Source organism: Mycobacterium sp. NPDC003449, from assembly GCF_053588415.1.
This window is the reverse complement of the sequence record NZ_JBSFPX010000025.1, coordinates 21,633-42,489: the sequence shown is the minus strand read 5'-3', so window position 1 is coordinate 42,489 and position 20,857 is coordinate 21,633. Positions and strand designations below refer to the sequence as shown.

20 protein-coding genes are annotated in these 20,857 nt (G+C 68.4%); 18 read left to right on the top strand and 2 right to left on the bottom strand.

Translation table 11 applies throughout. The features are described from left to right. Nucleotides 1–24 precede the first annotated feature (24 nt). From ACWDTP_RS09895 to ACWDTP_RS09820, 16 genes are all read left to right on the top strand, one after another. Nucleotides 25–870: an SDR family NAD(P)-dependent oxidoreductase gene (locus ACWDTP_RS09895; RefSeq protein ID WP_450019028.1), complete on the top strand. Its 846-nt coding sequence runs from the start codon at nt 25–27 to the stop codon at nt 868–870. After that, nucleotides 870–2,285 (top strand): aromatic ring-hydroxylating oxygenase subunit alpha, encoded by a 1,416-nt coding sequence (locus ACWDTP_RS09890; RefSeq protein ID WP_450019026.1) that lies wholly within the window; start codon nt 870–872, stop codon nt 2,283–2,285. The genes ACWDTP_RS09895 and ACWDTP_RS09890 overlap by 1 nt, the downstream gene beginning before the upstream one ends. Before the next feature lie 65 nt (nt 2,286–2,350). Next, a complete protein-coding gene (locus tag ACWDTP_RS09885) occupies nt 2,351–3,547 on the top strand; it encodes an LLM class flavin-dependent oxidoreductase (RefSeq protein WP_450019024.1) in 1,197 nt (398 codons plus the stop codon). Beyond that, entirely contained in the window at nt 3,544–5,397 is a 1,854-nt protein-coding gene (locus ACWDTP_RS09880; protein ID WP_450019022.1) for a flavin-containing monooxygenase, read from the top strand. Before ACWDTP_RS09885 ends, ACWDTP_RS09880 begins: the two co-directional genes overlap by 4 nt. After that, the gene (locus ACWDTP_RS09875; RefSeq protein WP_450019020.1) at nt 5,394–6,296 is read left to right on the top strand and encodes an SDR family NAD(P)-dependent oxidoreductase; all 903 of its coding nucleotides are present in this window, start codon (nt 5,394–5,396) and stop codon (nt 6,294–6,296) included. The genes ACWDTP_RS09880 and ACWDTP_RS09875 overlap by 4 nt, the downstream gene beginning before the upstream one ends. Beyond that, nucleotides 6,289–7,440 (top strand): CaiB/BaiF CoA transferase family protein, encoded by a 1,152-nt coding sequence (locus tag ACWDTP_RS09870; RefSeq protein ID WP_450019018.1) that lies wholly within the window; start codon nt 6,289–6,291, stop codon nt 7,438–7,440. The genes ACWDTP_RS09875 and ACWDTP_RS09870 overlap by 8 nt, the downstream gene beginning before the upstream one ends. 11 nt (nt 7,441–7,451) lie before the next feature. Then, on the top strand, nt 7,452–8,606 hold the full coding sequence (locus ACWDTP_RS09865) for an acyl-CoA dehydrogenase family protein (protein ID WP_450019016.1): 1,155 nt from the start codon (nt 7,452–7,454) through the stop codon (nt 8,604–8,606). After that, on the top strand, nt 8,603–9,490 hold the full coding sequence (locus ACWDTP_RS09860; RefSeq protein ID WP_450019014.1) for an acyl-CoA dehydrogenase family protein: 888 nt from the start codon (nt 8,603–8,605) through the stop codon (nt 9,488–9,490). Before ACWDTP_RS09865 ends, ACWDTP_RS09860 begins: the two co-directional genes overlap by 4 nt. After that, nucleotides 9,487–10,635 carry an acyl-CoA dehydrogenase family protein gene (locus ACWDTP_RS09855; RefSeq protein ID WP_450019012.1) on the top strand — a complete coding sequence of 383 codons (1,149 nt, stop codon included), beginning with the start codon at nt 9,487–9,489 and terminating at the stop codon, nt 10,633–10,635. Before ACWDTP_RS09860 ends, ACWDTP_RS09855 begins: the two co-directional genes overlap by 4 nt. Beyond that, nucleotides 10,632–11,627 carry an acyl-CoA dehydrogenase family protein gene (locus ACWDTP_RS09850; protein WP_450019010.1) on the top strand — a complete coding sequence of 332 codons (996 nt, stop codon included), beginning with the start codon at nt 10,632–10,634 and terminating at the stop codon, nt 11,625–11,627. The genes ACWDTP_RS09855 and ACWDTP_RS09850 overlap by 4 nt, the downstream gene beginning before the upstream one ends. Before the next feature lie 10 nt (nt 11,628–11,637). Continuing rightward, complete coding sequence (locus ACWDTP_RS09845) at nt 11,638–12,861, top strand: PucR family transcriptional regulator (protein WP_450019008.1); 1,224 nt, start codon at nt 11,638–11,640, stop codon at nt 12,859–12,861. A 58-nt stretch (nt 12,862–12,919) separates the two neighbouring features. Then, entirely contained in the window at nt 12,920–14,362 is a 1,443-nt protein-coding gene (gene lpdA / locus ACWDTP_RS09840) for a dihydrolipoyl dehydrogenase (RefSeq protein WP_450019006.1), read from the top strand. Nucleotides 14,363–14,373: 11 nt separating this feature from the next. Next, nucleotides 14,374–15,411, top strand: a complete 1,038-nt coding sequence (gene pdhA, locus ACWDTP_RS09835; protein WP_450019004.1) for a pyruvate dehydrogenase (acetyl-transferring) E1 component subunit alpha — start codon at nt 14,374–14,376, stop codon at nt 15,409–15,411. A gap of 24 nt (nt 15,412–15,435) precedes the next feature. After that, a complete protein-coding gene (locus tag ACWDTP_RS09830) occupies nt 15,436–16,419 on the top strand; it encodes an alpha-ketoacid dehydrogenase subunit beta (RefSeq protein WP_450019053.1) in 984 nt (327 codons plus the stop codon). Nucleotides 16,420–16,434: 15 nt separating this feature from the next. Then, complete coding sequence (locus ACWDTP_RS09825; RefSeq protein ID WP_450019002.1) at nt 16,435–17,604, top strand: dihydrolipoamide acetyltransferase family protein; 1,170 nt, start codon at nt 16,435–16,437, stop codon at nt 17,602–17,604. Between the two features lie 124 nt (nt 17,605–17,728). Next, entirely contained in the window at nt 17,729–18,529 is an 801-nt protein-coding gene (locus ACWDTP_RS09820) for a VOC family protein (protein ID WP_450019000.1), read from the top strand. Here the strand turns inward: ACWDTP_RS09820 and ACWDTP_RS09815 are convergent. After that, nucleotides 18,504–18,956, bottom strand: a complete 453-nt coding sequence (locus ACWDTP_RS09815; RefSeq protein ID WP_450018998.1) for a cupin domain-containing protein — start codon at nt 18,954–18,956, stop codon at nt 18,504–18,506. The genes ACWDTP_RS09820 and ACWDTP_RS09815 overlap by 26 nt on opposite strands. Before the next feature lie 19 nt (nt 18,957–18,975). Here ACWDTP_RS09815 and ACWDTP_RS09810 point away from each other — a divergent pair, with 19 nt between their 5' ends. After that, nucleotides 18,976–19,398, top strand: a complete 423-nt coding sequence (locus tag ACWDTP_RS09810; protein WP_450018996.1) for a hypothetical protein — start codon at nt 18,976–18,978, stop codon at nt 19,396–19,398. Next, complete coding sequence (locus tag ACWDTP_RS09805) at nt 19,395–20,003, top strand: GNAT family N-acetyltransferase (protein WP_450018994.1); 609 nt, start codon at nt 19,395–19,397, stop codon at nt 20,001–20,003. The genes ACWDTP_RS09810 and ACWDTP_RS09805 overlap by 4 nt, the downstream gene beginning before the upstream one ends. Here ACWDTP_RS09805 and ACWDTP_RS09800 read toward each other — a convergent pair. Further along, the gene (locus ACWDTP_RS09800; protein ID WP_450019051.1) at nt 19,923–20,831 is read right to left on the bottom strand and encodes a winged helix-turn-helix transcriptional regulator; all 909 of its coding nucleotides are present in this window, start codon (nt 20,829–20,831) and stop codon (nt 19,923–19,925) included. The genes ACWDTP_RS09805 and ACWDTP_RS09800 overlap by 81 nt on opposite strands. Between the last annotated feature and the right edge of the window lie 26 nt (nt 20,832–20,857).

Below are 20,857 nucleotides of genomic sequence, written 5' to 3'. Positions count from 1 at the left end.
ATTGTCCGGACAATTAGGACCGGCATGGAGAATCCCCTGAGCCTGGACGGCCGGGCCGTGGTGGTCTCGGGCGCCGGTGGTGGCGGCATCGGGACGACCGTGACCCGGCTGGCTGCCGAGGCGGGCGCGACGGTGATCGCGGTGAGCCGGTCCAAGGACAACCTCGACAGCCACATCGCGCCGCTGGCAGCCGCCGGACTGTCGGTGGTTCCAGTGGCCGCCGACGCCGCCACCGACGACGGCATCGCGACGGTGCTGGACGCGGCGCGCAGCGCCGAGGGCCGGCTGTACGGGCTGGTGAACGTCGCGGGCGGGGCCGCGCCGTCGACGTGGATGCCCTCGACCCGGGTGTCGCGCGCCGACTGGCGCGCCCTGTTCACCGCGAACCTGGAGACCATGTTCTTCATGAGCCAGGCCGTCGCAAGGGAACTGCGGGGGCAGTCCGCCGGTGGCTCGATCGTCTCGGTGTCCTCGATCAGCGGCATGAACACCGCGCCGTACCACGTCGCGTACGGCACCGCGAAGGCCGCGATCGTGGCCGCGACCCGCACCATGGCGGTCGAACTCGCCGCCGACGGCATCCGGGTGAACGCGGTCGCGCCCGGCGTCACCGAAACCGCCGCCTCGGCAAACTATGTCGACGCCGACCCGGACCGGGACCGGCGGGCCATCGCGATGGGCCGCCGGGGCACCCCGGAGGAGCAGGCCGGGGCGATGCTGTTCCTGCTGTCGGACCTGTCGGGCTACATCACCGGCCAGACCCTGCTCGTCGATGGCGGGCTCGACCTGCGCTGGACCCATCTCGGCGCCGACAACACCTCACTGTTCCTCAAGGACGAAGACTTCCGTGAAGCCATCAGGAGGTTCTAATGGCCCATACCGAAACCGATCTCGACGCCGCGATGGACATCGACGCCGAACCGGACGATTCGACCGGTGAGGTCGCCGAGGATCTGTCGCAACCGACCACGATTCCGGTCGAGGCGTATGTCTCCGCGGACTACGCTCGCGCCGAACGGGATCGACTGTGGCGCAAGGTGTGGCAGCAGGTCGGGCGGGTCGAGGAGATTCCCGAGGTCGGCAACTACCTGACCTACGACATTCTGGACGATTCGATCATCGTGGTGCGGACCGGCGCGCACACGTTTGCCGCCCACCACAACGTGTGCATGCACCGCGGACGCAAGCTGATCGACAAACCCGAGGGCGCCAAGAATGCGACCGGCCGGGCCAGGAAATCCTTCGTGTGCGGATTCCACGGGTGGACCTATGGACTCGACGGAGCCTGCACCCACATCCGGGAACAGGACGACTGGCAGGGCACGCTCACACCGCGCAATACCCATCTGGCGCCCGTGCAGGTGGATACCTGGGGCGGATGGTTGTTCATCAACATGGATCCCGATTGCGAGTCGTTGGCCGATTATCTGATGCCTGCCGCCAAGATTCTCGATCCGTTCGGGTTGGAGAACATGCGCTACAAGTGGCGCAAATGGTTGCACTTCGACTGCAATTGGAAGGTCGCGATGGAGGCCTTCAACGAGACCTACCACGTGTTCACCACGCACCCGGAGTTCAACAAGTTCGGCGAGTTCAAGGGCTGGGCGAAGGCGCAGGGCCGCCACAGCAACATCGGCTACGACGCGCCGAAGGGTATGGACGAGACCAAGTCCAAGATCCGGCTGGGAACCGGTGATCCGCGCATCTCCACCGCTGAGATGCAGATCTACACCATGGAGGAGACCAACGCGACGACGACGAACACCCTGGTGAACGCCGCCAAGCGACTCGTCGATGAACTGCCCGAGGGCACCCCGGCCGACGAGGTGCTGCAGTACTGGCTGGCCTCGGCGCGAAGGGATGACGCGGCGCGGGGTGTTGAATGGCCGACCATCCCGCCCGACATCCTCGGCCAGAGCGGTACGGCCTGGCAGATCTTCCCCAATTTTCAGGTAGGGCAGGGCCTGACCAGCGCGCTGTGCTACGCCGCCCGGCCCGATCCGGGCTACGACCCGGATAAGTGCATCTTCGAAGTCGCCGTGTTCGAGCTGTACCCGAAGGGTGAAGAGCCGGACACCGAATGGGCCTACACGCCCAAGGATTCACCGAACTGGCTGTCGGTGCTGCCGCAGGACTTCTCGAATATGGCCGCGGTGCAACAGGGGATGAAATCGGCCGGCTTCCCGGGAACTCTGCCGAATCCCTATCGCGAACGCAGCACGGTCAACCTGCACTACCAACTTTCCAAGTACATGGGCACCGGAGCGCCCACCGACATCCAGTGATTTCGGTGCATCCAGTAACGCTCAGCGTTACCAGATGCACCCAAATCGCCGAGTAAGGAGACAACATGAAGGTCAATCTGGGTACCGGGGCGCAGAACTCCCATGATTGGGAACGCGTGTTGGCCGGCGACTTCAGCAGTCCGCCCGCCACCCCGGACTACAAATGCGTGCAGGCCGCGCTGGCGCTGGGTGATCTCGCCGAACCGCTCGGTTTCGACGGGATCTGGTTCCCGGAACACCAGGGCACGCCGTACGGCATGACGCCCAACCCGATTCAGGCGCTCACCTATTTCGCGGCCCGCACCGAGCGGGTCAGCCTCGGCACCTTCGTCGCGGTGGCCCCGTGGTGGCATCCGGTGCGGCTGGCCCACCAGATCGCCTATCTCGACATCGTCTCGAACGGTCGCTACACCACCATCGGCCTCGGTCGGGGCGTGTCCAAGGGCGAGTTCGCGGCCGTCGGGGTGCCGCGCGAGGAGAGCAGGCAACGGTTCAACGAGACCCTCGACGTGCTCAAGCTCGCGTTCTCCGGCGAGCGGTTCTCCTACGACGGCGAGATCTACTCCTTCCCGGAGATGTCGCTGCGCCCCGAGCCGCTCAGCTCCGACCTGTTCGACCGGATCTACAGCTCCTCCTCGACGCCCGAATCGCTGGAGATCCTGGCCCGGCGCGGCATGGTGCCGCTGTTCGTCGGCAACAAGCCGATCTGGGACGCCGGCGAGGAGGTCAAGAAGGTCAACACATTCCGCGCCGAAGAGGGCCTCGGGCCGTGTCAGCCGAAGAATGTGATGTTCATGTACTGCGTGCAGGACGAAGACGACCTGCCCAAGACCGAGGAGTGGGTGTACACCGCCAACCGCGACGTCACGGTGCACTACGGGTTCGCCGATGCATCGAACTTCAAGGGCATCAAGGGCTATGAGGCGTACGCCAACCGTCAGGGTTCGGCGACCGCGTTGCTCGCCGAATCGGTGCAGGGCGACGGCACCGGCGGCCCCAAGCCGGGGGACAAGAAGGGGCCCCCCGGATACCACGCGTCGAACCTGCTGATCGGCACACCCGAGGAGATCTTCAAGCGCCTCAAGGCCGCCCAGGAGGCATGCTCGTTCTCCGAGGTCACCATCGTGCCGCAGTTCGGCACCATGCCGTATGAGGACGCGTTCGAGAGTGTCAAGCTGTTCGCCGCCGAGGTGCTGCCCGCGGTGCACGATATGGAAGCACCACTGCACCCGGCCGTGCTGCCGGACGGGGCCCCGGCATGACGGCAGCGAAAGAATGTGGGGCGACCGAGACCCCGGACGACATCGACATCGACGCGCTGCGGGAGAAGTACCGCGCGGAGCGCGAGAAGCGGTTGCGCAAGGAGGGTTCCAAGCAGTACGTGCAGACCGGTGAACGGTTCTCGGAGTTCGGCGAGGTCGACCCGCACACCCCCTATGTCGAACGCGATTCGATCGACGTCGACATCGACGTGGCGGTGCTCGGGGGTGGTTTCGCCGGGCTGCTGACCGGTGCCTACCTGAAGAAGGCCGGAGTCGAGGATGTGCACATCATCGAGATGGGCGGCGACTTCGGCGGCGTCTGGTACTGGAACCGCTACCCCGGAATCCAGTGCGACAACGAATCCTACTGCTATATACCGCTGCTCGAAGAACTCGACTTCATGCCGAGCAAGAAGTTCGCCGACGGGGCCGAGATCTGGCAGCACTGCCGCAACATCGGCAAGCACTACGGGCTCTACGACGGTGCCATCTTCTCCACCCAGGTCAAGGACCTCACCTGGGAGGACGACCTCAACCGCTGGCGGATCAGCACCAACCGTGGTGACGATATCCGGGCCAGGTTCGTGGTGATGGCCTCCGGATCGTTCAATCGGCCCAAGCTTCCCGGGATCGCCGGCATCAAAGATTTCGGCGGGCACATCTTCCACTCCTCGCGCTGGGACTACGACTACACCGGCGGGGACAGTTCCGGTGGCATGCACAAGCTCGCCGACAAGAAGGTGGCGCTGATCGGCACCGGGGCCACCGGGGTCCAGCTGGTGCCCTACCTGGGCCGAGATGCCGGGCACCTGTATGTCTTTCAGCGCACACCGTCCACGGTCGACGAACGCAACAACACCCCGACCGATCCGGAATGGGCCGCGTCGCTGCGGCCGGGCTGGCAGAAGGAGCGGCAGCGCAACTTCCACGCCTGGACGTTCGAGGGCATGGCACTGGGCCAGCCGGACTACGTGTGCGATTTCTGGACCGAACTCGGCCGTAACACCGCCGCCCGGGTGCTGGCGCTGCCCGACCCGGCCGCGATGACTCCCGAACAGTTCATGGGGTTGCGCGAGGAAGAGGACTACAAGGTCATGGAGCGGCTGCGGCGCCGGGTCGGGGCCCTGGTCGACGATCCCGACACCGCCGAATCGCTCAAACCGTACTACCGGTTCTTGTGCAAGCGACCCTGCTCCAACGACGACTACCTGCCCACCTTCAACCGGCCCAACGTCACCCTGGTCGACGTGTCGGAAGCCAAAGGCGTGGAACGGATCACCGCGAAAGGCATCGTCGCCAACGGCCAGGAGTACGAGGTCGACTGCATCATCTTCGCCAGCGGCTTCGAGATCACCACCGAGATCAGCAGGCGCTACTCGATCGACGCCATCAAGGGCCGTGACGGACTGTCGCTGTATGACGCCTGGGCCGACGGCTACAAGACCCTGCACGGGATGACCAGCCGCGGATTCCCCAACCAGTTCTTCACCGGCTTCACCCAGGTCGGAATCTCGGCCAATATCGCGGCCAACTACGAACTGCAGGGCGAACACATCGCCTACGTCGTCGCCGAGGCGCTGAACCGGGGCATCGGTGTGGTCGAGCCCAGCCAGGACGCCCAGGATGCCTGGTGCCGGACCATCAAGGAGACATTCGTCGACACCTCGGCCTTCGACGCCCAGTGCACCCCGGGCTATTACAACAACGAGGGCGGAGGCGCCGGGAAGGAAGCCGGCGAAGGGATTCGCGGCCACCTCGGCGAGCCCTACGGGCCCGGCTTCTACGCATTCGGCGATCTGCTGAGCCAGTGGCGTGAGAAGGGTGACCTGGAGGGTCTGGAGACTTCGTGAGCAGGTTCGACGATCGCGTGGCCGTGATCACCGGTGCGGGACGCGGTCTGGGCCGGGAGTACGCCCGGCTGCTGGCGGCCAAGGGTGCGAAGGTCGTCGTCAACGACCCGGGCGGAAGCCTTACCGGCGACGGCGGTGGCGCTGGCCCCGCGCACGCGGTGGTTGACGAGATTGTTTCGGCCGGGGGAGAAGCGGTCGCCAACACCGATACGGTCGCGACCGCGGACGGCGGCCGGGCCATCGTCGACACCGCCATGACGACCTACGGGCGCATCGACATCCTGATCCACAATGCCGGAACGGTGCGGCGCGGATCGCTCAAAGAGATGAGCTACGAGGACTTCGACGCGGTGCTCGACGTCCATCTGCGCGGCGCGTTCCATGTGGTGCGGCCGGCCTTTCCACTCATGTGCGACGCGGGGTACGGCCGGGTCGTGCTGACCTCGTCGATCGGCGGCCTGTACGGCAACCACGATGTGGCCAACTACGCGGCGGCCAAGGCGGGCATCGTCGGGCTGTGCAATGTGGTAGCCCTGGAAGGCGCCGCCGCCGGCGTGTCCTGCAACGTCATCGTGCCCGGTGCGGTGACCAGGATGGCCGAGGGGCTCGACACCTCGGCGTACCCCCCGATGGGCGCCGATCTGGTGGCTCCGGTCGTGGGTTGGCTTGCGCACGAATCCTGCGGTGTCACCGGCGAACTCTATGCGGCGATCGCGGGGCGGGTGGCCCGGATCGCCCTTGCCGAGTCGCCGGGCGTGTACCGGCCGCAATGGACCATCGAGGAGGTCGGGGAGAATATGAAGGCGATTCGCGATCTGAGCAGGACGGTGGTGTTCCCGGTGGTCCCGGACGGGCACGCCGAGCATATTCGCTACTCGTTTGGAGCAGCTCATGCCTGACGGTCCGCTGCACGGCGTGCGGGTGGTGGACCTGACCGCGATGGTGATGGGTCCGTACTGCACGCAGATCATGGCCGATATGGGTGCGGAGGTGATCAAGGTCGAACCGCCGCAGGGGGATAACACCCGCTACATCTCGGTCGGCCCAGCGCCCGGCCTGAGCGGGGTGTTCGTCAACGTGAACCGTGGCAAGCGCAGCGTGGTGCTGGATCTGCGCAGCGAAGAGGGGAAGGCCGGCCTGCGCGATCTGGTGGCGGGCGCCGATGTGTTCATCCACTCGATGCGCGCCAAGGCGGTCGGCAGGCTCGGCTTCGGCTACGACGATGTCGCCGTCCTCAACCCGTCGATCATCTACACCAACTGCTACGGCTACGGCAGGCGCGGACCCGATGCGGACCGGCCGGCCTATGACGACACCATCCAGGCCGAATGCGGATTGCCGGCCGTACAACAACAATTGACCGGCGAGGCCACCTACGTCGGGACGATCATGGCCGACAAGGTCGCCGGACTGACCGCGCTGTACGCCACCATGATGGCGCTGTTCCACCGTGAACGCACCGGCGAGGGGCAGGAGGTCGAGGTCAGCATGTTCGAGACCATGGCCTCATTCATGCTGGTCGAACATGCCAACGGCGCCATGTTCGACCCCCCGCTGGGGCCCGCGGTATATCCGCGCACCGTCGCACCCAACCGCAGGCCGTATGAGACCAAGGACGGTCACATCGCGGCGTTGATCTACAACGACAAACACTGGGATGCGTTCATCGATCGGGTGCGGCCGGTCTGGAACAAGGCCGAGTTCGCCACCCTGGAACTGCGGGCCAAACAGATCGACACGGTGTACGGCCTGGTGGCCCAGACGCTCAAGGAGCGCACCACCGACGAATGGTTGGAGCTGTTCCGGGAGTTGGAGATTCCGGCCGCGGCGATCCACACCCCCGATGCGCTGTTCGACAATGCGCATCTCGACGCCGTCGGGCTGTTCGAGACCGTCGACTCCCCGTACGGGCCGGTGCGCTTCCCCGGGGTGCCGACCTGGTTCTCCAAGACGCCGGGCCGGGTTGGTGGGTTCGCGCCGGAGTTGGGCGCCGATACCGCCGAGGTGCTCGGCCGGCTTCCCACCACGGACAAGACCGCGTAGAGGGGCGAGGAGTGGACTTCGATTTCGGCGAGGCGGCGCAGCGGCTGCGCGGTGAACTGCGCGGGCTGATCGCCGAGGAGATCCCGGCCGATTTTCTCGGTGCCTTCACCGACGACCCGGCTGATCTCGAAGTGGCCCAGCGGTTCTGCCGCACCCTGGCGCGGCGTCAGCTGCTGTGCCTGTCCTGGCCGGGGGAGTTCGGCGGCGGCGACGCGTCGGTCTGGGAGCAGACCGTGGTGCGCGAGGAGATGTGGGCCCATCACGAACCGCGCGGCGCCCAGTACATGGGGGTGAACTGGGTCGGGCCGATCATCATGCGCCACGGCACGCCCGAACAGCAGCGCGAACATCTGCCGCCGATCGCGGCGGGCGAGGTGATCTGGTGTCAGGGGTTCTCCGAACCCGAGGCCGGTTCGGATCTGGCCTCGCTGCGCACGTCGGCGCGTCGCACCGACGACGGCTGGCGGATCAACGGTCAGAAGATCTGGACCTCCTACGCCACCATGGCACAGTGGTGCTTCCTGCTGGTCCGGACTTCCAAGGGCGAGAAGAAACAGCAGGGTCTGACGATTTTCCTGGTGCCCATGGATGATCCGGCGATCACGGTACGGCCGATCCGCACCATGATGGGGCCGCACCACCTCAACGAGGTGTTCTTCGACGAGCTGAGGGTCACCGAGGCCGACGTGCTGGGCGCGGTGGACCAGGGCTGGTCGATCGTGCAGGACGTGATGTCGTTCGAGCGGGTCGGGATCGCCCGCTACGCCCGCTGCGAGCGGCTGTTGCAGGCCGCCCCCGGCGTGCTCGGTGCGGCCTGGGACGAACTTCCCGGCGAATTGCGCGGGCGCTGGGCCCGGATGCTCACGCATTGCCGGCGGGCCCGGTTGATGGCCTACCGGGTGGTGTCGATGCAGGCCACCGGCCGGGTGAAACCCGGTGACGCCGCGGCCTATCGGATCGCGGTGACCCGCCTCGATCAGGAGAGCGCCGAGGTGCTCATGGAGATCCTCGCCGCGGTGCCCCGCGGCGGCGGCGCGGCGATCGAGTACCTGCGGGCCGAGGTGGAGGATCACTGGCGCTACGCGCAGGCGTCCACGGTATCCTCGGGCAGCATCGAGATGCAGCGGATCCTGCTGTCGCGGTCGATGTCGGGAGCCGCACGGTGATTCTCGACCTCAGCGACGACGCCAAAGAATATGGCCACCAGGCTCTTCGAGCCTTCGAGGCGGCGGGCGGCGATCAGCTGCTGCAACAGGCCGAGGCCAAACCCGAGACCAGGCGGGCCCTGGTCGCCCCGGTTCTCGACGGGCTCGGCGTCGGCGAGTTGGAGCCGCGCACCGATCCCGACGCGTTGGAGGCTGCGGCCGCACTGTGCCGCAGCGCGGGCTACTGGGGGTTGCCCTACCCGGTGGCCGAACGGTTGGCCGGGGTGCTCGTGGTATCGGACGCCGCACCGGAAGCCGCGCTCCGCGGGCTCGACACCGATTGGCTCGCGGTGACATTGGACGGCCGGCGCGGCCGGGTCGAGCGCCTCGGCGCGGCAGGCCCGGCGTTCACCACGGCGTTGGACCTCTCGGCGATCGAGGGCGACGGCACCGCCGACGTGGCGCTCGGACTGGTACTGCCATGCTGGACGCTGCTGGGCATGCTGGACCGGGCCATCGAGCTCACCACCGCCCACGTGGGGCTGCGCAAGCAATTCGGGCAACCCCTTTCGACGTTCCAGGGCGTCCAGTTCCAGCTGACCGATGCCGAGGTGGAACGGAGCGGCGTCGACATCCTCGCCAAGTACACGTTGTGGAGCCTGGGCAGCCCAGACGCCATCGACGATGCCCTGGCGCTGCGGCTGGCCGCGATCGAGGCCGCCGAGGTGGTGTTCCGGGTGTGCCACCAGCTGCACGGTGCGGTCGGCTTCTGCGATGAGACCACCCTGTCCTGGCTGTCGCGGCACAGCCAGCCGTTGCGCCGCTTACCGTTCGGGTTGTCGCAGACCCGCGATACCCTGGCGTCGCGGCTCGGCCGTAACGGACTGACCGGATTGTTCTCGTGACCGAGCTCGACGACTTCCGGGCCACCGTCCGGGATTGGTGTGTTGAGCACATCCCCCGGGACTGGCGGGCGGCCCAAACCGGGGTCGGCGACCGGGAATTCGTGACCTTTCAGAAATCGTGGTTCGCCGAACTGCACCGCGCCGGGTATGCGGTGGGACACTGGCCGGCCGAATGGGGCGGTGGTCTCGGGGTTGCCCAGCAGATCGTGCTGTACCAGGAACTCGCCGCGCACGACGCACCGCGGCTGGTGCTGGCGTTCGTCGGGATCCACCATGCCGCATCGACGCTGCTGGCCGCGGGCACCGACGAGCAGCGGCGGCGGCATCTGCCCGCCATCCTCGACGGCGAGATCTGGGTGCAGGGTTTCTCCGAACCCGAGGCGGGCTCGGACCTGGCGGCGCTGCGCACCAGCGCGAAACGTGACGGCGACCGGTTCGTGGTCAACGGCCAGAAGCTCTGGGCCAGCGGTGCGGTGCACGCCGACTGGTGCCTGTTGCTGGCCCGCACCGACCCGGACGCCCCGAAACGGCACGGCATCTCGTATTTCCTGATGGACATGAACACCCCCGGCATCGACGTCCGGCCGATCCGCAACGCGGTCGGCGAGTCGCATTTCTGCGAGATCTTCCTCAACGATGCCGAGATACCCGCCACCAACTTGATCGGCCCGGTCAACGAGGGCTGGCGGGTCGCGCAGGCCACGCTGGGGGCCGAGCGCGGGATGACGATGCTCGAGTTGGCCGAACGGCTCGGCAACGCCGGATTCGGCTGGCTGGTGCGGGCCTGCTCGCCCGTCGATCCGGTGGCCGCGGATCGGTTGGCGCAGTTCGAGATCGAGCTCACTGGGCTGCGCGGCCTGTGCCGCGACCTCGTTGAGCGCACCGAGGCGGGCCGCGCCGGCCCGGCCGACGCCTCGATCGTCAAGCTGTTCTACAGCGAGCTGCTGCAGCGGATGACCGGGTTCGGCGCCGAGGTCAGCGGACTGGCCGCCCAGACCGTGCTGACCAAACCGGCGTCCAGCGGCTGGGAGTCGGGGGCCTGGATGCTCGACTTCATCGGGTCCTGGGAATGGACGATTCCCGGCGGTGCCAGCGAGATCCAGCGCACCATCATCGGGGAGCGGGGACTGGGGTTGCCGCGATGACGGGGGACTACACCGAACTGCACGACGAGCTCCGCTCGGTGGCACAGGATCTGCTGGACAAGGACGCCGAGTGGCCGGTGCTGGTCCGGGCCGGCTGGGTCGGCCTTGACGTGCCCGAGGATCTCGGCGGGGCCGGAGCGACCTTCGCCGAGGTCGCGGTGATCTGCGAGGAGATCGGCCGCGCGGCGGCGCCCACGGCCTATCTCGGCGGCGCCGTCCTCGGCCTGGGCGCCCTGCTTGCGGTGCCACCCAACGAGTTCCGGGACCGGCTCCTGCGGGATGCGACTGCAGGCGACACCACGGTCGCGCTGTGCGTCGACGATTCCTTCGGTCTCGCCGGCACGCGCCTGCACGGGCGCGCCACCTTCGTGCCGGACGCCGCGGTGGCACAACATGTTCTGGTACCGGCCAGCCATCAGGACGGAACACCGGTGCTCGTCGACGTCGCCGCCGACGCGGTGGGTTTGACCATCGAAGATCAACCGGTACTCGACTGCACCCGCAGCCTGGCCACGGTGACCGCGGCGGGTGTCGAGGTCGGCGAGGCCGCGGTGTGGCGCCTCGACGGGGCCCCGGGCGCCTTGACGGATCGCGCCGCCCTGGCCGTCGCCTGCGACAGCCTCGGCATCGCGCAGGCCATGCTCGACACGACGGTGTCCTACGTCGGGGTGCGGCAGCAGTTCGGCCAACCGATCGGCGCGTTCCAGGCCGTCAAGCACGCCTGCGCCGACATGCTGGTGCGCATCTCGGTGGCCCGGCAACTGGTCGAGGCGGCCGTCGACGACCCGACGCCCACGACGACAGCCATGGCCAAGTCCTATGCCTGCGACACCGCCGTCGAGGTGGCGGGCAAGGCCATGCAGTTGCACGGCGGTATCGGGTACACGTGGGAGAGCGGTGTGCACGTCTACCTGAAACGGGCCGCGCTCAACCGCGCGCTGTTCGGGTCGTCGACCGCGCACCGAGCCCGGCTGGCGCAGCGCTACCAGTAATGTGCCGCTTGTGCGAAAGCGACACCCCGGGTTCGCGTCGAAGGTCACCCGTGAGCTGGCCGACGCCAGCCTGCCGGACATCGACGGACTGATCGATCGGCTGCTCGCGGCGATCTTCACCGACAATCCGGACTGGACCGATTACGGCGGCGTTCCGCGCGACGACCTGCGCGAAGGCTGCAGGCATTACCTCACCCGCGTGCTGGAGCTGCTCAGCGGGCGGGTCGCCGGACCGGATGCGGCCGACGAGGTGGTCGGGGCGATCGCGCGGCACCGGGCCGCGCAGGGGGTGCCGCTGGAGGTCATGTTGCGGACATTCCGCCTGGGCGGGCGGATCGTGTGGGAGGCGTTGCTGGAGCGCGCCGACCGGACCGGCGTGGCCCCCGACGACGTCCTCGATGCGGGCACGGCCACCTGGACGGTGATCGACGGGTTGTCCTCGGCGTTGTCGACGTCCTACCGGGACAGCGAACAGGAGCGCGTCCGCTTCGACGAACAGCGCCGCAACGCGCTGATGGAGGATCTACTCGGCGGCCGGGCTGGCGACGTCGGCTTCGCCGCCCGGGTCTCGCGCGAACTGGAGCTGCCCGCCACCGGTGGCTACCTCGTGGTGGTGGCCGATGTCCGGCCGGACGCAACCCCCACGCTGGCCGGTGCGCGCACGGTGCTGGAGGCGGTGGGCTTCCGGTCGGTGTGGCAGACCAAGGTGGACACGCACGTCGGCGTCGTGGCGTTGGACCAGCACGACGCCGGTGATGTCATCGAACGGCTGCGGCCGCTGGCCCGGGGACGGTCCGCGGCCTCACCCGCGGTGCCGGGCCTCGCCGAGGTCGGCACCGGCTACGCGCTGGCGTTGATCGCGCTGAGCACCGCGCCGGTCACCGCGACCGAACTGGTGTCGCTGGACGACCGCTATCCGCAGGCCCTGCTGGTGCGGTCACCGGACCTGGCGCGGGCGCTCGTCGACCGCAGGCTCGGCGGTGTTCTCCGGCGGCCGGAGCGGGAGCGCGACGTTCTGCTGCAGACACTTCTGGTGTGGCTGGAGGAGGACCGGTCGGCCGCGCATGCGGCGGCCCGGTTGCATTGCCACCGCAACACCGTGCTCAACCGGCTGCAACGGATCAGCGCATTGATCGGCAGATCACTGCACGGCAGGTCGGCCTACGTCGAACTTTCCCTGGCGTTGTCGGCGCTCGATCTGCCTCAGATTGGGCAGACCGCCCAATTGGCGTGACCCAACGCTGGGCCGCCGGGCATGGTGGCGGCCCTCACACCGCAGCAGACTCGAGCCCGTGCGTGAGTTTGACCTTCTGGTGATCGGCGGTGGCCCCGGCGGCTACGTGGCGGCCATCCGAGCGGCCCAACACGGGCTGTCGGTGGGCCTGGTGGAAAAGGAGCGCCCCGGCGGCGTGTGCCTGAACTGGGGGTGCATCCCCACCAAGGCCATGTTGCGGTCGGCCGAGGTGCTGGCGACCGTGCGTGACGCCGCCGACTACGGAATACGGGCCGACAACGTCGGATTCGACTACGCCGCGGTGCGCCGCCGGATGACCGACGTGGTCACCGGCCTGACCGACGGCGTCGCCGGGCTGCTGAAAGCCAACGGGGTCACCGTGATCGACGGTCACGCGCGGTTCACCGGGCCGAGGACGGTCGAGGTCTGCGATGTCGCGGCGCCGAACGACGGCCCGCGCTACGCGGCCGCACCGACCCCCGAGGTCGTCGATGCGGCCACCGCACGCGACGTCATCATCGCCACCGGATCAACCCCCATCCCGCTGCCCATTCCCGGGGCCGACCTGCCCGGCGTGATCACCTCCGACGGTGCGTTCGGGCTGACCGAGGTGCCCGGGCGGATCGTCATCGTCGGCGGTAGCGCGGTCGGCGCCGAATGGGCCAGCCTGTTCGCGGCATTCGGCAGCGCCGTCACCGTCGTGGAGATGCGCGACACGCTGGTGCCCGCCGAGGACGCCGACATCGGTGCGGCGCTGGGCCGCTCCTTCCGGCAACGCGGCATCACCGTGCTGACCGGGTCCACGGTCACCTCGATCGCCGGGACCGAGGCGCTGCGGGTGACGGTGGACGGCCCGAAACCCGACGAAATCGAGGCCGACATCGTGCTTTTCGGTGTCGGTCGCAAACCCAACACCGCCGACCTCGGGCTCGCCGCGGCCGGGGTCGCGGTCGACGAGCGTGGTTTCGTCGCGGTTGACGACCAGCTGCGCACCAACGTCGACCACGTTCACGCGATCGGCGACGTCACCGGTAAGGCACTGCTGGCCCACGTCGCCTCGCATCAGGGCCTGACCGCCGCCGACGTGATCGCCGGTCACGACAAGCGCATCGACTACCGGGTGGTACCCGCGGCCACCTTCACCCATCCCGAGATCGCCAGCGTCGGCCGCACCGAGGGCGACGCCAGGGCCGCCGGCCACGACGTCGTCACCGCCAAGTTCCCGTTCGCCGCGCTGGGCCGGGCCAGGACCTTCGGCGACACCGAAGGATTCGTGAAGGTGGTGGCCGGAAAGCAGTACGGCGAAGTGCTCGGCGTGCACATCATCGGACCGTCCGCGAGCGATCTGATCACCGAGGGCGCACTGGCGATCACGCTCGAGGCCACCCTCGACGAACTCGCCGACACCATCCACGCGCACCCGACGCTGGGCGAGATCGGGATGGAAGCCGCACTGGCCGCCCTCGGTCTGCCAGTACACATCTCGCCACCGAAGCGCTGAGGAGATCATCGATGACCGACACGATCGACCGGACCACCGTCGCCGGCGAGGACGCCGACACGCTGCGCGGCTACTACCGCAGGATGGTGCTGATCCGCCGGTTCGAGGAGCGGGCCGCACAGGGCTACACCCAGGCCAAGGTGGGCGGATACTGCCACCTCAACCTCGGCGAGGAGGCCACCGTGGTCGGCTTGATGGCCGCGCTGCGGCCCACCGACTACCTGTTCACCAACTACCGCGAGCACGGCTACGCGATCGGCAAGGGGATCGATCCCAAACACGTGATGGCCGAACTGTTCGGCCGCAGCACCGGCACCTCCAAGGGCTGGGGCGGATCGATGCACATGTACGACACCGATGCCCGGCTGCTCGGCGGTTACGGCATTGTCGGCGGCCAACTTCCGCTCGCCGTCGGCGCCGCCCTCGCGATCGACTACCGCGGTGACGACGATGTGGTGATGTGCCAGATGGGCGACGGCACCACCAATATCGGCGCCTTCCACGAGTCGCTCAACCTCGCCGCGCTGTGGCGGCTGCCCGTGGTGTTCGTGGTGATCAACAACAACCTCGGCATGGGCACCACGGTCGAGAGGGCGTCGGCCGAACCCGAACTGTACAAACGCGCCGCCGCCTACCGGATGACAGGCGAGCGGGTCGACGGCACCGATGTGCTCGCCGTGCGCGACACCGCCCGCCGCCTGGTCGAGGCCGCCCGCACCGAAGGCAAACCCGCACTGCTGGAAGCGGTCAGCCACCGGCTCAAGGGCCACTCCGTGGTCGACCCCGCGAAATACCGTTCCGAGACCGACGTGGCCGCCGCGCACGAGGCGGATCCGCTGCTGCTGTTCAAGCAGACGCTGCTGGGCGCTGACGTGTTGGACGAGGACGGCGCGGCCGAGTTGGAGAAATCCGCGCAGCAGGAGGCCGATGCGGCCGTCGCCTTCGCCGACGCCAGCCCGCATCCCGACCCGTCCAGCCTGTTCGATTACACCTATGCGACGCCGGTCGCCGGCGAGTCCCGCCGGCTGCCCGCCGATCCGCTGTTCTGATCAGAAGGAAAACCGTTGTCTGTCATCAGTTACCGTGAGGCGCTGCGCGAGACCCTGCGCGAGGAAATGCACCAGGACGATTCGGTCTTCCTGATCGGTGAGGAGATCGGCGTCTTCGAAGGGTCCTACAAGATCACCGCGGGGCTGCTCGCGGAGTTCGGTGAGAAGCGGGTGCGCGACACCCCGATCGCCGAGGAGGGCTTCGTCGGCGCCGCGGTCGGCGCCGCGATGCTCGGCTTGCGGCCCGTCGTGGAGATCATGACGATCAACTTCTCGCTGCTGGCGCTCGATCAGATCGTCAACCACGCCGCCAAGATCTACGGCATGTTCGGCGGCCAGACCAGTGTGCCGATGGTGATCCGGACCCCCGGCGGTGGCGGGCAGCAGCTGGGTGCGACGCATTCGCAGAACATCGAGTTGTACTACTCGTTCGTGCCCGGGCTCAAGGTCGTCGCACCGAGCACCCCGGCCGATGCGCGGGCGCTGCTGCGCGCCGCGATCCGCGACAACGACCCGGTGCTGTTCCTGGAGAACCTCGCGCTCTACAACAGCAAGGGTGAGGTGCCCGCCGAGCTGCCGCCCGTCGAGATCGGCAAGGCCGCGGTCCGCCGCGAGGGCACCGACATCACCCTGATCGGATACTCCCGGATGGCCGCGGTGGCAACCCAAGTCGCCCGCCGCCTGCACGATGAGGACGGGATCGACGCCGAGGTCATCGACCTGCGCAGCCTGCGCCCGCTGGACCGGGACACCGTGATCGCCTCGGTGCGCAAAACCGGATGCGCGGTGGTGGCCGAGGACGATTGGCTCACCTACGGCATCGGCGCCGAGGTCGCCGCCTCGATCTCCGACGGCGCCTTCGACTACCTCGACGCCCCGGTGCGACGGGTCGCGGCGGCCGAAGTTCCCCTGCCGTACGCGAAACCGCTCGAGCAGGCCGCCCTGCCCTCGGCCGAATCGCTCTACACCGCGGCGCGCGAAACACTGGCCGCCGTCGGTCGGCTCTGAACCCGAAGGATACCCGTGCCTGAAATCACCATGCCCCGGCTCTCCGACACCATGGAGGAGGGCGTCATCATCGCGTGGCACAAGAAGATCGGCGATCGGGTCGAGCGCGGCGAGATCCTCGCCGAGATCGAAACCGACAAGGCCATCATGGAACTCGAATCCTACGACGACGGGATCCTCGAGCGGATGCTCGCCGGCGAGGGGGACCGGGTGCCGATCGGCGTCCCGATCGCGATCATCGGCGACGGCAGCGGGGCCTCCACCGCGCCGCCCGCCCCGGCTGCACCCGCGGCGCCGGCCCAACCGGCCCCGCCCCCGGACCGGCCCAAGGCATCACCGCTGGCGCGAAAGGTCGCCGCGGACAACGGCGTCGACCTGGCCACCGTGACCGGCAGCGGGCCGGGCGGGCGGATCATCCGCAAGGACATCGACGGTCGGGCGGCCGTCGAGGCTGTCGAAACACCGGCCCCGGCCGCCGCCGAACCCCGCACCGGGGACTTCGACGAGGTGGCGCTGAGCACCCTGCAGCGGGTCGCGGCCAAGCGGCTCACCGAGAGCAAGCAGAACGCCCCGCACTTCTATCTCACGTCCGCGGTGGACGTCACCGCACTGCTGACGTTCCGCGAGACGGTCAACGACAGCCTGCGGGCCGCCGACGGTCCCAAGGTCAGCGTCAACGACTTCCTGGTCCGCGCGGTCGCCTCGGCGCTGCGCGCCAATCCGGGGGTCAACGTGTCGTTCGGCGGGGACGCGCTGTTACGTCACCACGGAGTGCACATCGGTGTCGCGGTGGCCGTGGACGCCGGGTTGGTGGTGCCGGTGATCCGCGACGCCGACCGGAAGGCGGTATCGCAGATCGCCACCGAAACCAGGGAGAAGGCCGAGCGGGCCCGCAGCGGCAAGCTGCGCGCCGACGAGATGACCGGCGGCACCTTCACCATCTCCAACCTCGGGATGTACGGCATCGAGCAGTTCTCCGCGGTGATCAACCCGCCCGAGGCCGCGATCCTCGCGGTCGGTGCGGCCACCGAGGAGTTGCGCCTGGTCGACGGTGAGGTGGCGGCCCGCAAGATCCTGCGCCTGACCCTTTCGGCCGATCACCGGGCGATCGACGGTGCGACCGGGGCGGTCTTCCTTCGGGATCTGTCGGCGCTCCTGGAGGACCCGCTGCGCATCGTCGCTTAGTCTCTGCCGCTTAGTTTCTCCCGCGAGCAGACGTAAACCTGTCTGTTTCTCCCGCGAAATAGGCAGGTTTGCGTCTGCTGGGCCGGGTTGCGATGAGTTTCTCGGACCGCGGCGGTCGGTATGCATGACCGCCAAACGTGAAGGAGACAGCATCGTGGTTACCCGTCAGAGCGCCCCGCTGGGCGCCCCCATCTGGATCGACCTGACCACCTCCGACGTCGAGCGTGCCAAGCAGTTCTACGGTGCGGTGTTCGGCTGGACGTTCGAGACCGGCGGGCCGGAGTACGGCGGCTATGTCACCGCCTTCCAGGGCGAGCGGGTCGTGGCAGGCCTCATGCACAACGATCCGAAATGGAACGCGCCGGATTTCTGGACCACCTACCTGCACACCGCCGACGCCGACGCGACCGTCGCCGCGGCCACCGCGGCGGGCGGCCAGAGCTGCGTGGCGACGATGGACATCCCGGACAAGGGCCGGATGGCGCTGCTGACCGACCCGACCGGCGCTTTCGTCGGGCTGTGGCAGCCGGGCGGACACTCCGGATTCCAGGTTTTCAACGAGACCGGCGCCCCGCTCTACTTCCAGCTCACCACCAGCGACTACACCGCCGCACTGGACTTCTACCGCCAGGTGTTCGGCTGGACCACCCAGGTGGTGGCCGATACCGACGAGTTTCGCTACAGCACTGCGGTGTTCGACGGCGAGGAGCTGCTCGGCGTGATGGACGGCGGCGTCCTGCCTGAAGGGGTCCAGTCCACCTGGACCTGCTTCATGGGCGCCGAAGACGTCGACAAGACCGTGGCGCTGGTCGTCGAGAACGGCGGCTCGGTGGTGCGGGCGGCCGAGGACACGCCCTACGGTCGGCTGGCCGCGGTGGCCGATCCGACCGGGGCCGCGTTCAATCTGTCGTCGCTGCAGGACTGAGCGCGAAGTCGGCGAAGTCGAAGCCCGGCACCACGACGCAGCTGACCAGGGTCGGTTCGTCGTCGCGGGGCCGGGCCCGCTGCCAGTGCCCGGGCGGCACCAGGATCTGCGGCTGCTGGTGGGCGGCGACGTCCGGGCCCAGCAGGTGTGCTGCCGCCGTGTGCTGCTGGGCCCCGATCTCCAGCACCAGCGGGCTGCCGCGGTGGTGAAACCACAGCTCGGCGCTGCGCACGGTATGCCACGCCGACTGTTGGCCCGGCATGAGCAGGAACAGGATCGCGGTGCCCGCGCTGCGGGGGCCGGTATAGCCGGAGGGCAGCGAGGACTGGGTCACGGTCAGCTCGCTGCGCCAGGTTTCGCGGTACCAGCCGCCTTCGGGATGAGGGGTGAGGTCGAGTCGCCTGGCCCAATCGGGTAGTTCGGTCACACCCGATAGTCTCGTCGGTATGGTTCGTCTGCGTCCAGGCTGGGTGGTGGCGCTGCTGGCCGCCGTCCTGGTGGTGGTCGCCTGGCTGCCGTGGTTGACCACGAGCGCCGACGGCGGAGGCCGGGCCAATGCGATCGGCGGGGTGGTCGGCAGTATCGTGCTTCCGGCCGGATTCGGCGCCGGGCAGCTGATCGTGCTGCTCGGGTCCACCCTGATCGTGGCGGGCGCGATGGCCGGGCAGGGATTGTCCGAACGGCTGGCATCGGCTGTGGGGCTGTTGATTTCGCTGCTGCTGGTGGCGCTGACCGCGTGGTACTACACGCTCAACGTCAAACCGCCGGTGGTGGCCGGGTACGGGCTCTACATCGGCGGGAGCCTGGCGGCGGCCGCCGCGGCCTGCTCGATCTGGGCGCTGGTCTCGACGTTGGGGAGGAGATCGTGACCGAGTTCGTCAAGCCCGTGACATTGACCGGGCAGCGGTGGGTGAGTCTGGAACCGCTGAGCCGTGAGCATATCCCGGAGATCGATGCCGCCGCGGCCGACGGTGAGCTGGGCACGCTCTGGTACACCACGACGCCGCGACTCGGCGCCGCCGAGCAGTGGGTCGAGCGGATGCTCGAGCTGCGTGCGGCCGACCACGGGCTGAGCTTCGTGGCCCGCGACCTGGATGGCGGGCTGATCGGCTCGTCGAGTTATCTGCATGTGGACGGGCCCAACCGCAGGCTGGAGATCGGACACACCTGGTACACCGCCGCGGCGCGCGGCACCGGTGTCAACGCCGAGGCCAAAATCCTGTTGCTCGGCCACGCGTTCGACGAGTTGAATTGTGTGGCAGTCGAATTCCGGACCCATTTCTTCAACTTCGCCAGCCGGGCGGCTATCGAGCGGTTGGGCGCCAAACTGGACGGGGTGCTGCGCAGCCATCAACTCGCCGACGACGGCACTCGGCGCGACACCGTCGTCTACTCAATCCTCGACATCGAGTGGCCCGCGGCCCGCAACAACTTGCGGTTTCGGCTGGACCGCAGAGACCGTGGTGCCCGATAGCGGCCGTTCGCACCGGTCGCAGGCCAGCACCGCCTCGAAGGCGGCACCGCACGGGCGATGGGTCAGCAGCACCGCGGGGCCTTCCGGGGAACGGAACCAGTGCTGTGCCCAGCCCAGCGCGGTGACCAGGATCGGCAGCACGGCGCGGCCCTTGCCGGTGAGCCGGTAACGGCCGTCGGTGCTGTCCAGCACGCCGTTGGCGGTGAAGATCCGCAACCGGTCCGACAGCGTGCCCGGCGGGGCGCCGAGTTGTCCGGCGAAATCGGTGAACCGGTCGGTGCCGACGAACGCCGCGACCAGCACCGCGAACGCCCACCGATTGCCGAGGATGCTCATGGTCTGGGGGAAGAGGTCCGGCCCTCCGGTGGCCCGGTCGGTGTGGGTGCGCCTGCGGGTGGATTGGCCTGCCATGGACCGCGGCCATGACCCACTCGGGCCCCATTGTGCGGTCAGGGTTTTCGCGTCGGCGATCCGGCCGCAGGCGCGGCAGGTGAACGTGGGGGAGAACTCGTTGCCGCACGCGGTGTGGTGCATGGCGGGCAGCGTCGCGGTGTGCTCGGGGACCCAGCGGCGTTCCCATTCCCAGATCGACACCAGCACCGGCCACAGGGCACGGGCCCTGGCGGTGGCCAGGTATTCGTCGCGTGGCGGCTTGTCCTGGTAGCGGAACCGGACCAGCAGGCCGTCATCGGTCATGGCGTTCAGCCGCCGGGTCAGCACCGAATTCGAGATCGGCAGCCGGGCGGCGAATTCGGCGTAACGGGTGGCGCCGAGCAACGCCTGCTGGGTGATCAGCAGGGTCCACTCGTCGCCGAGCAGCCCCAGCATCCGTCCGACCGCGTTGGTACCGCCGG

Bases quoted from the DNA above. Each gene is read 5' to 3' on its own strand.
- ACWDTP_RS09895 (WP_450019028.1), top strand. From the start codon at position 25: ATGGAGAATCCCCTGAGCCTGGACGGCCGGGCCGTGGTGGTCTCGGGC.
- ACWDTP_RS09890 (WP_450019026.1), top strand. From the start codon at position 870: ATGGCCCATACCGAAACCGATCTCGACGCCGCGATGGACATCGACGCC.
- ACWDTP_RS09885 (WP_450019024.1), top strand. From the start codon at position 2,351: ATGAAGGTCAATCTGGGTACCGGGGCGCAGAACTCCCATGATTGGGAA.
- ACWDTP_RS09880 (WP_450019022.1), top strand. From the start codon at position 3,544: ATGACGGCAGCGAAAGAATGTGGGGCGACCGAGACCCCGGACGACATC.
- ACWDTP_RS09870 (WP_450019018.1), top strand. From the start codon at position 6,289: ATGCCTGACGGTCCGCTGCACGGCGTGCGGGTGGTGGACCTGACCGCG.
- ACWDTP_RS09850 (WP_450019010.1), top strand. From the start codon at position 10,632: ATGACGGGGGACTACACCGAACTGCACGACGAGCTCCGCTCGGTGGCA.
- pdhA (WP_450019004.1), top strand. From the start codon at position 14,374: ATGACCGACACGATCGACCGGACCACCGTCGCCGGCGAGGACGCCGAC.
- ACWDTP_RS09820 (WP_450019000.1), top strand. From the start codon at position 17,729: ATGACCGCCAAACGTGAAGGAGACAGCATCGTGGTTACCCGTCAGAGC.
- ACWDTP_RS09810 (WP_450018996.1), top strand. From the start codon at position 18,976: ATGGTTCGTCTGCGTCCAGGCTGGGTGGTGGCGCTGCTGGCCGCCGTC.
- ACWDTP_RS09800 (WP_450019051.1), bottom strand. From the start codon at position 20,831: ATGCTGGGGCTGCTCGGCGACGAGTGGACCCTGCTGATCACCCAGCAG.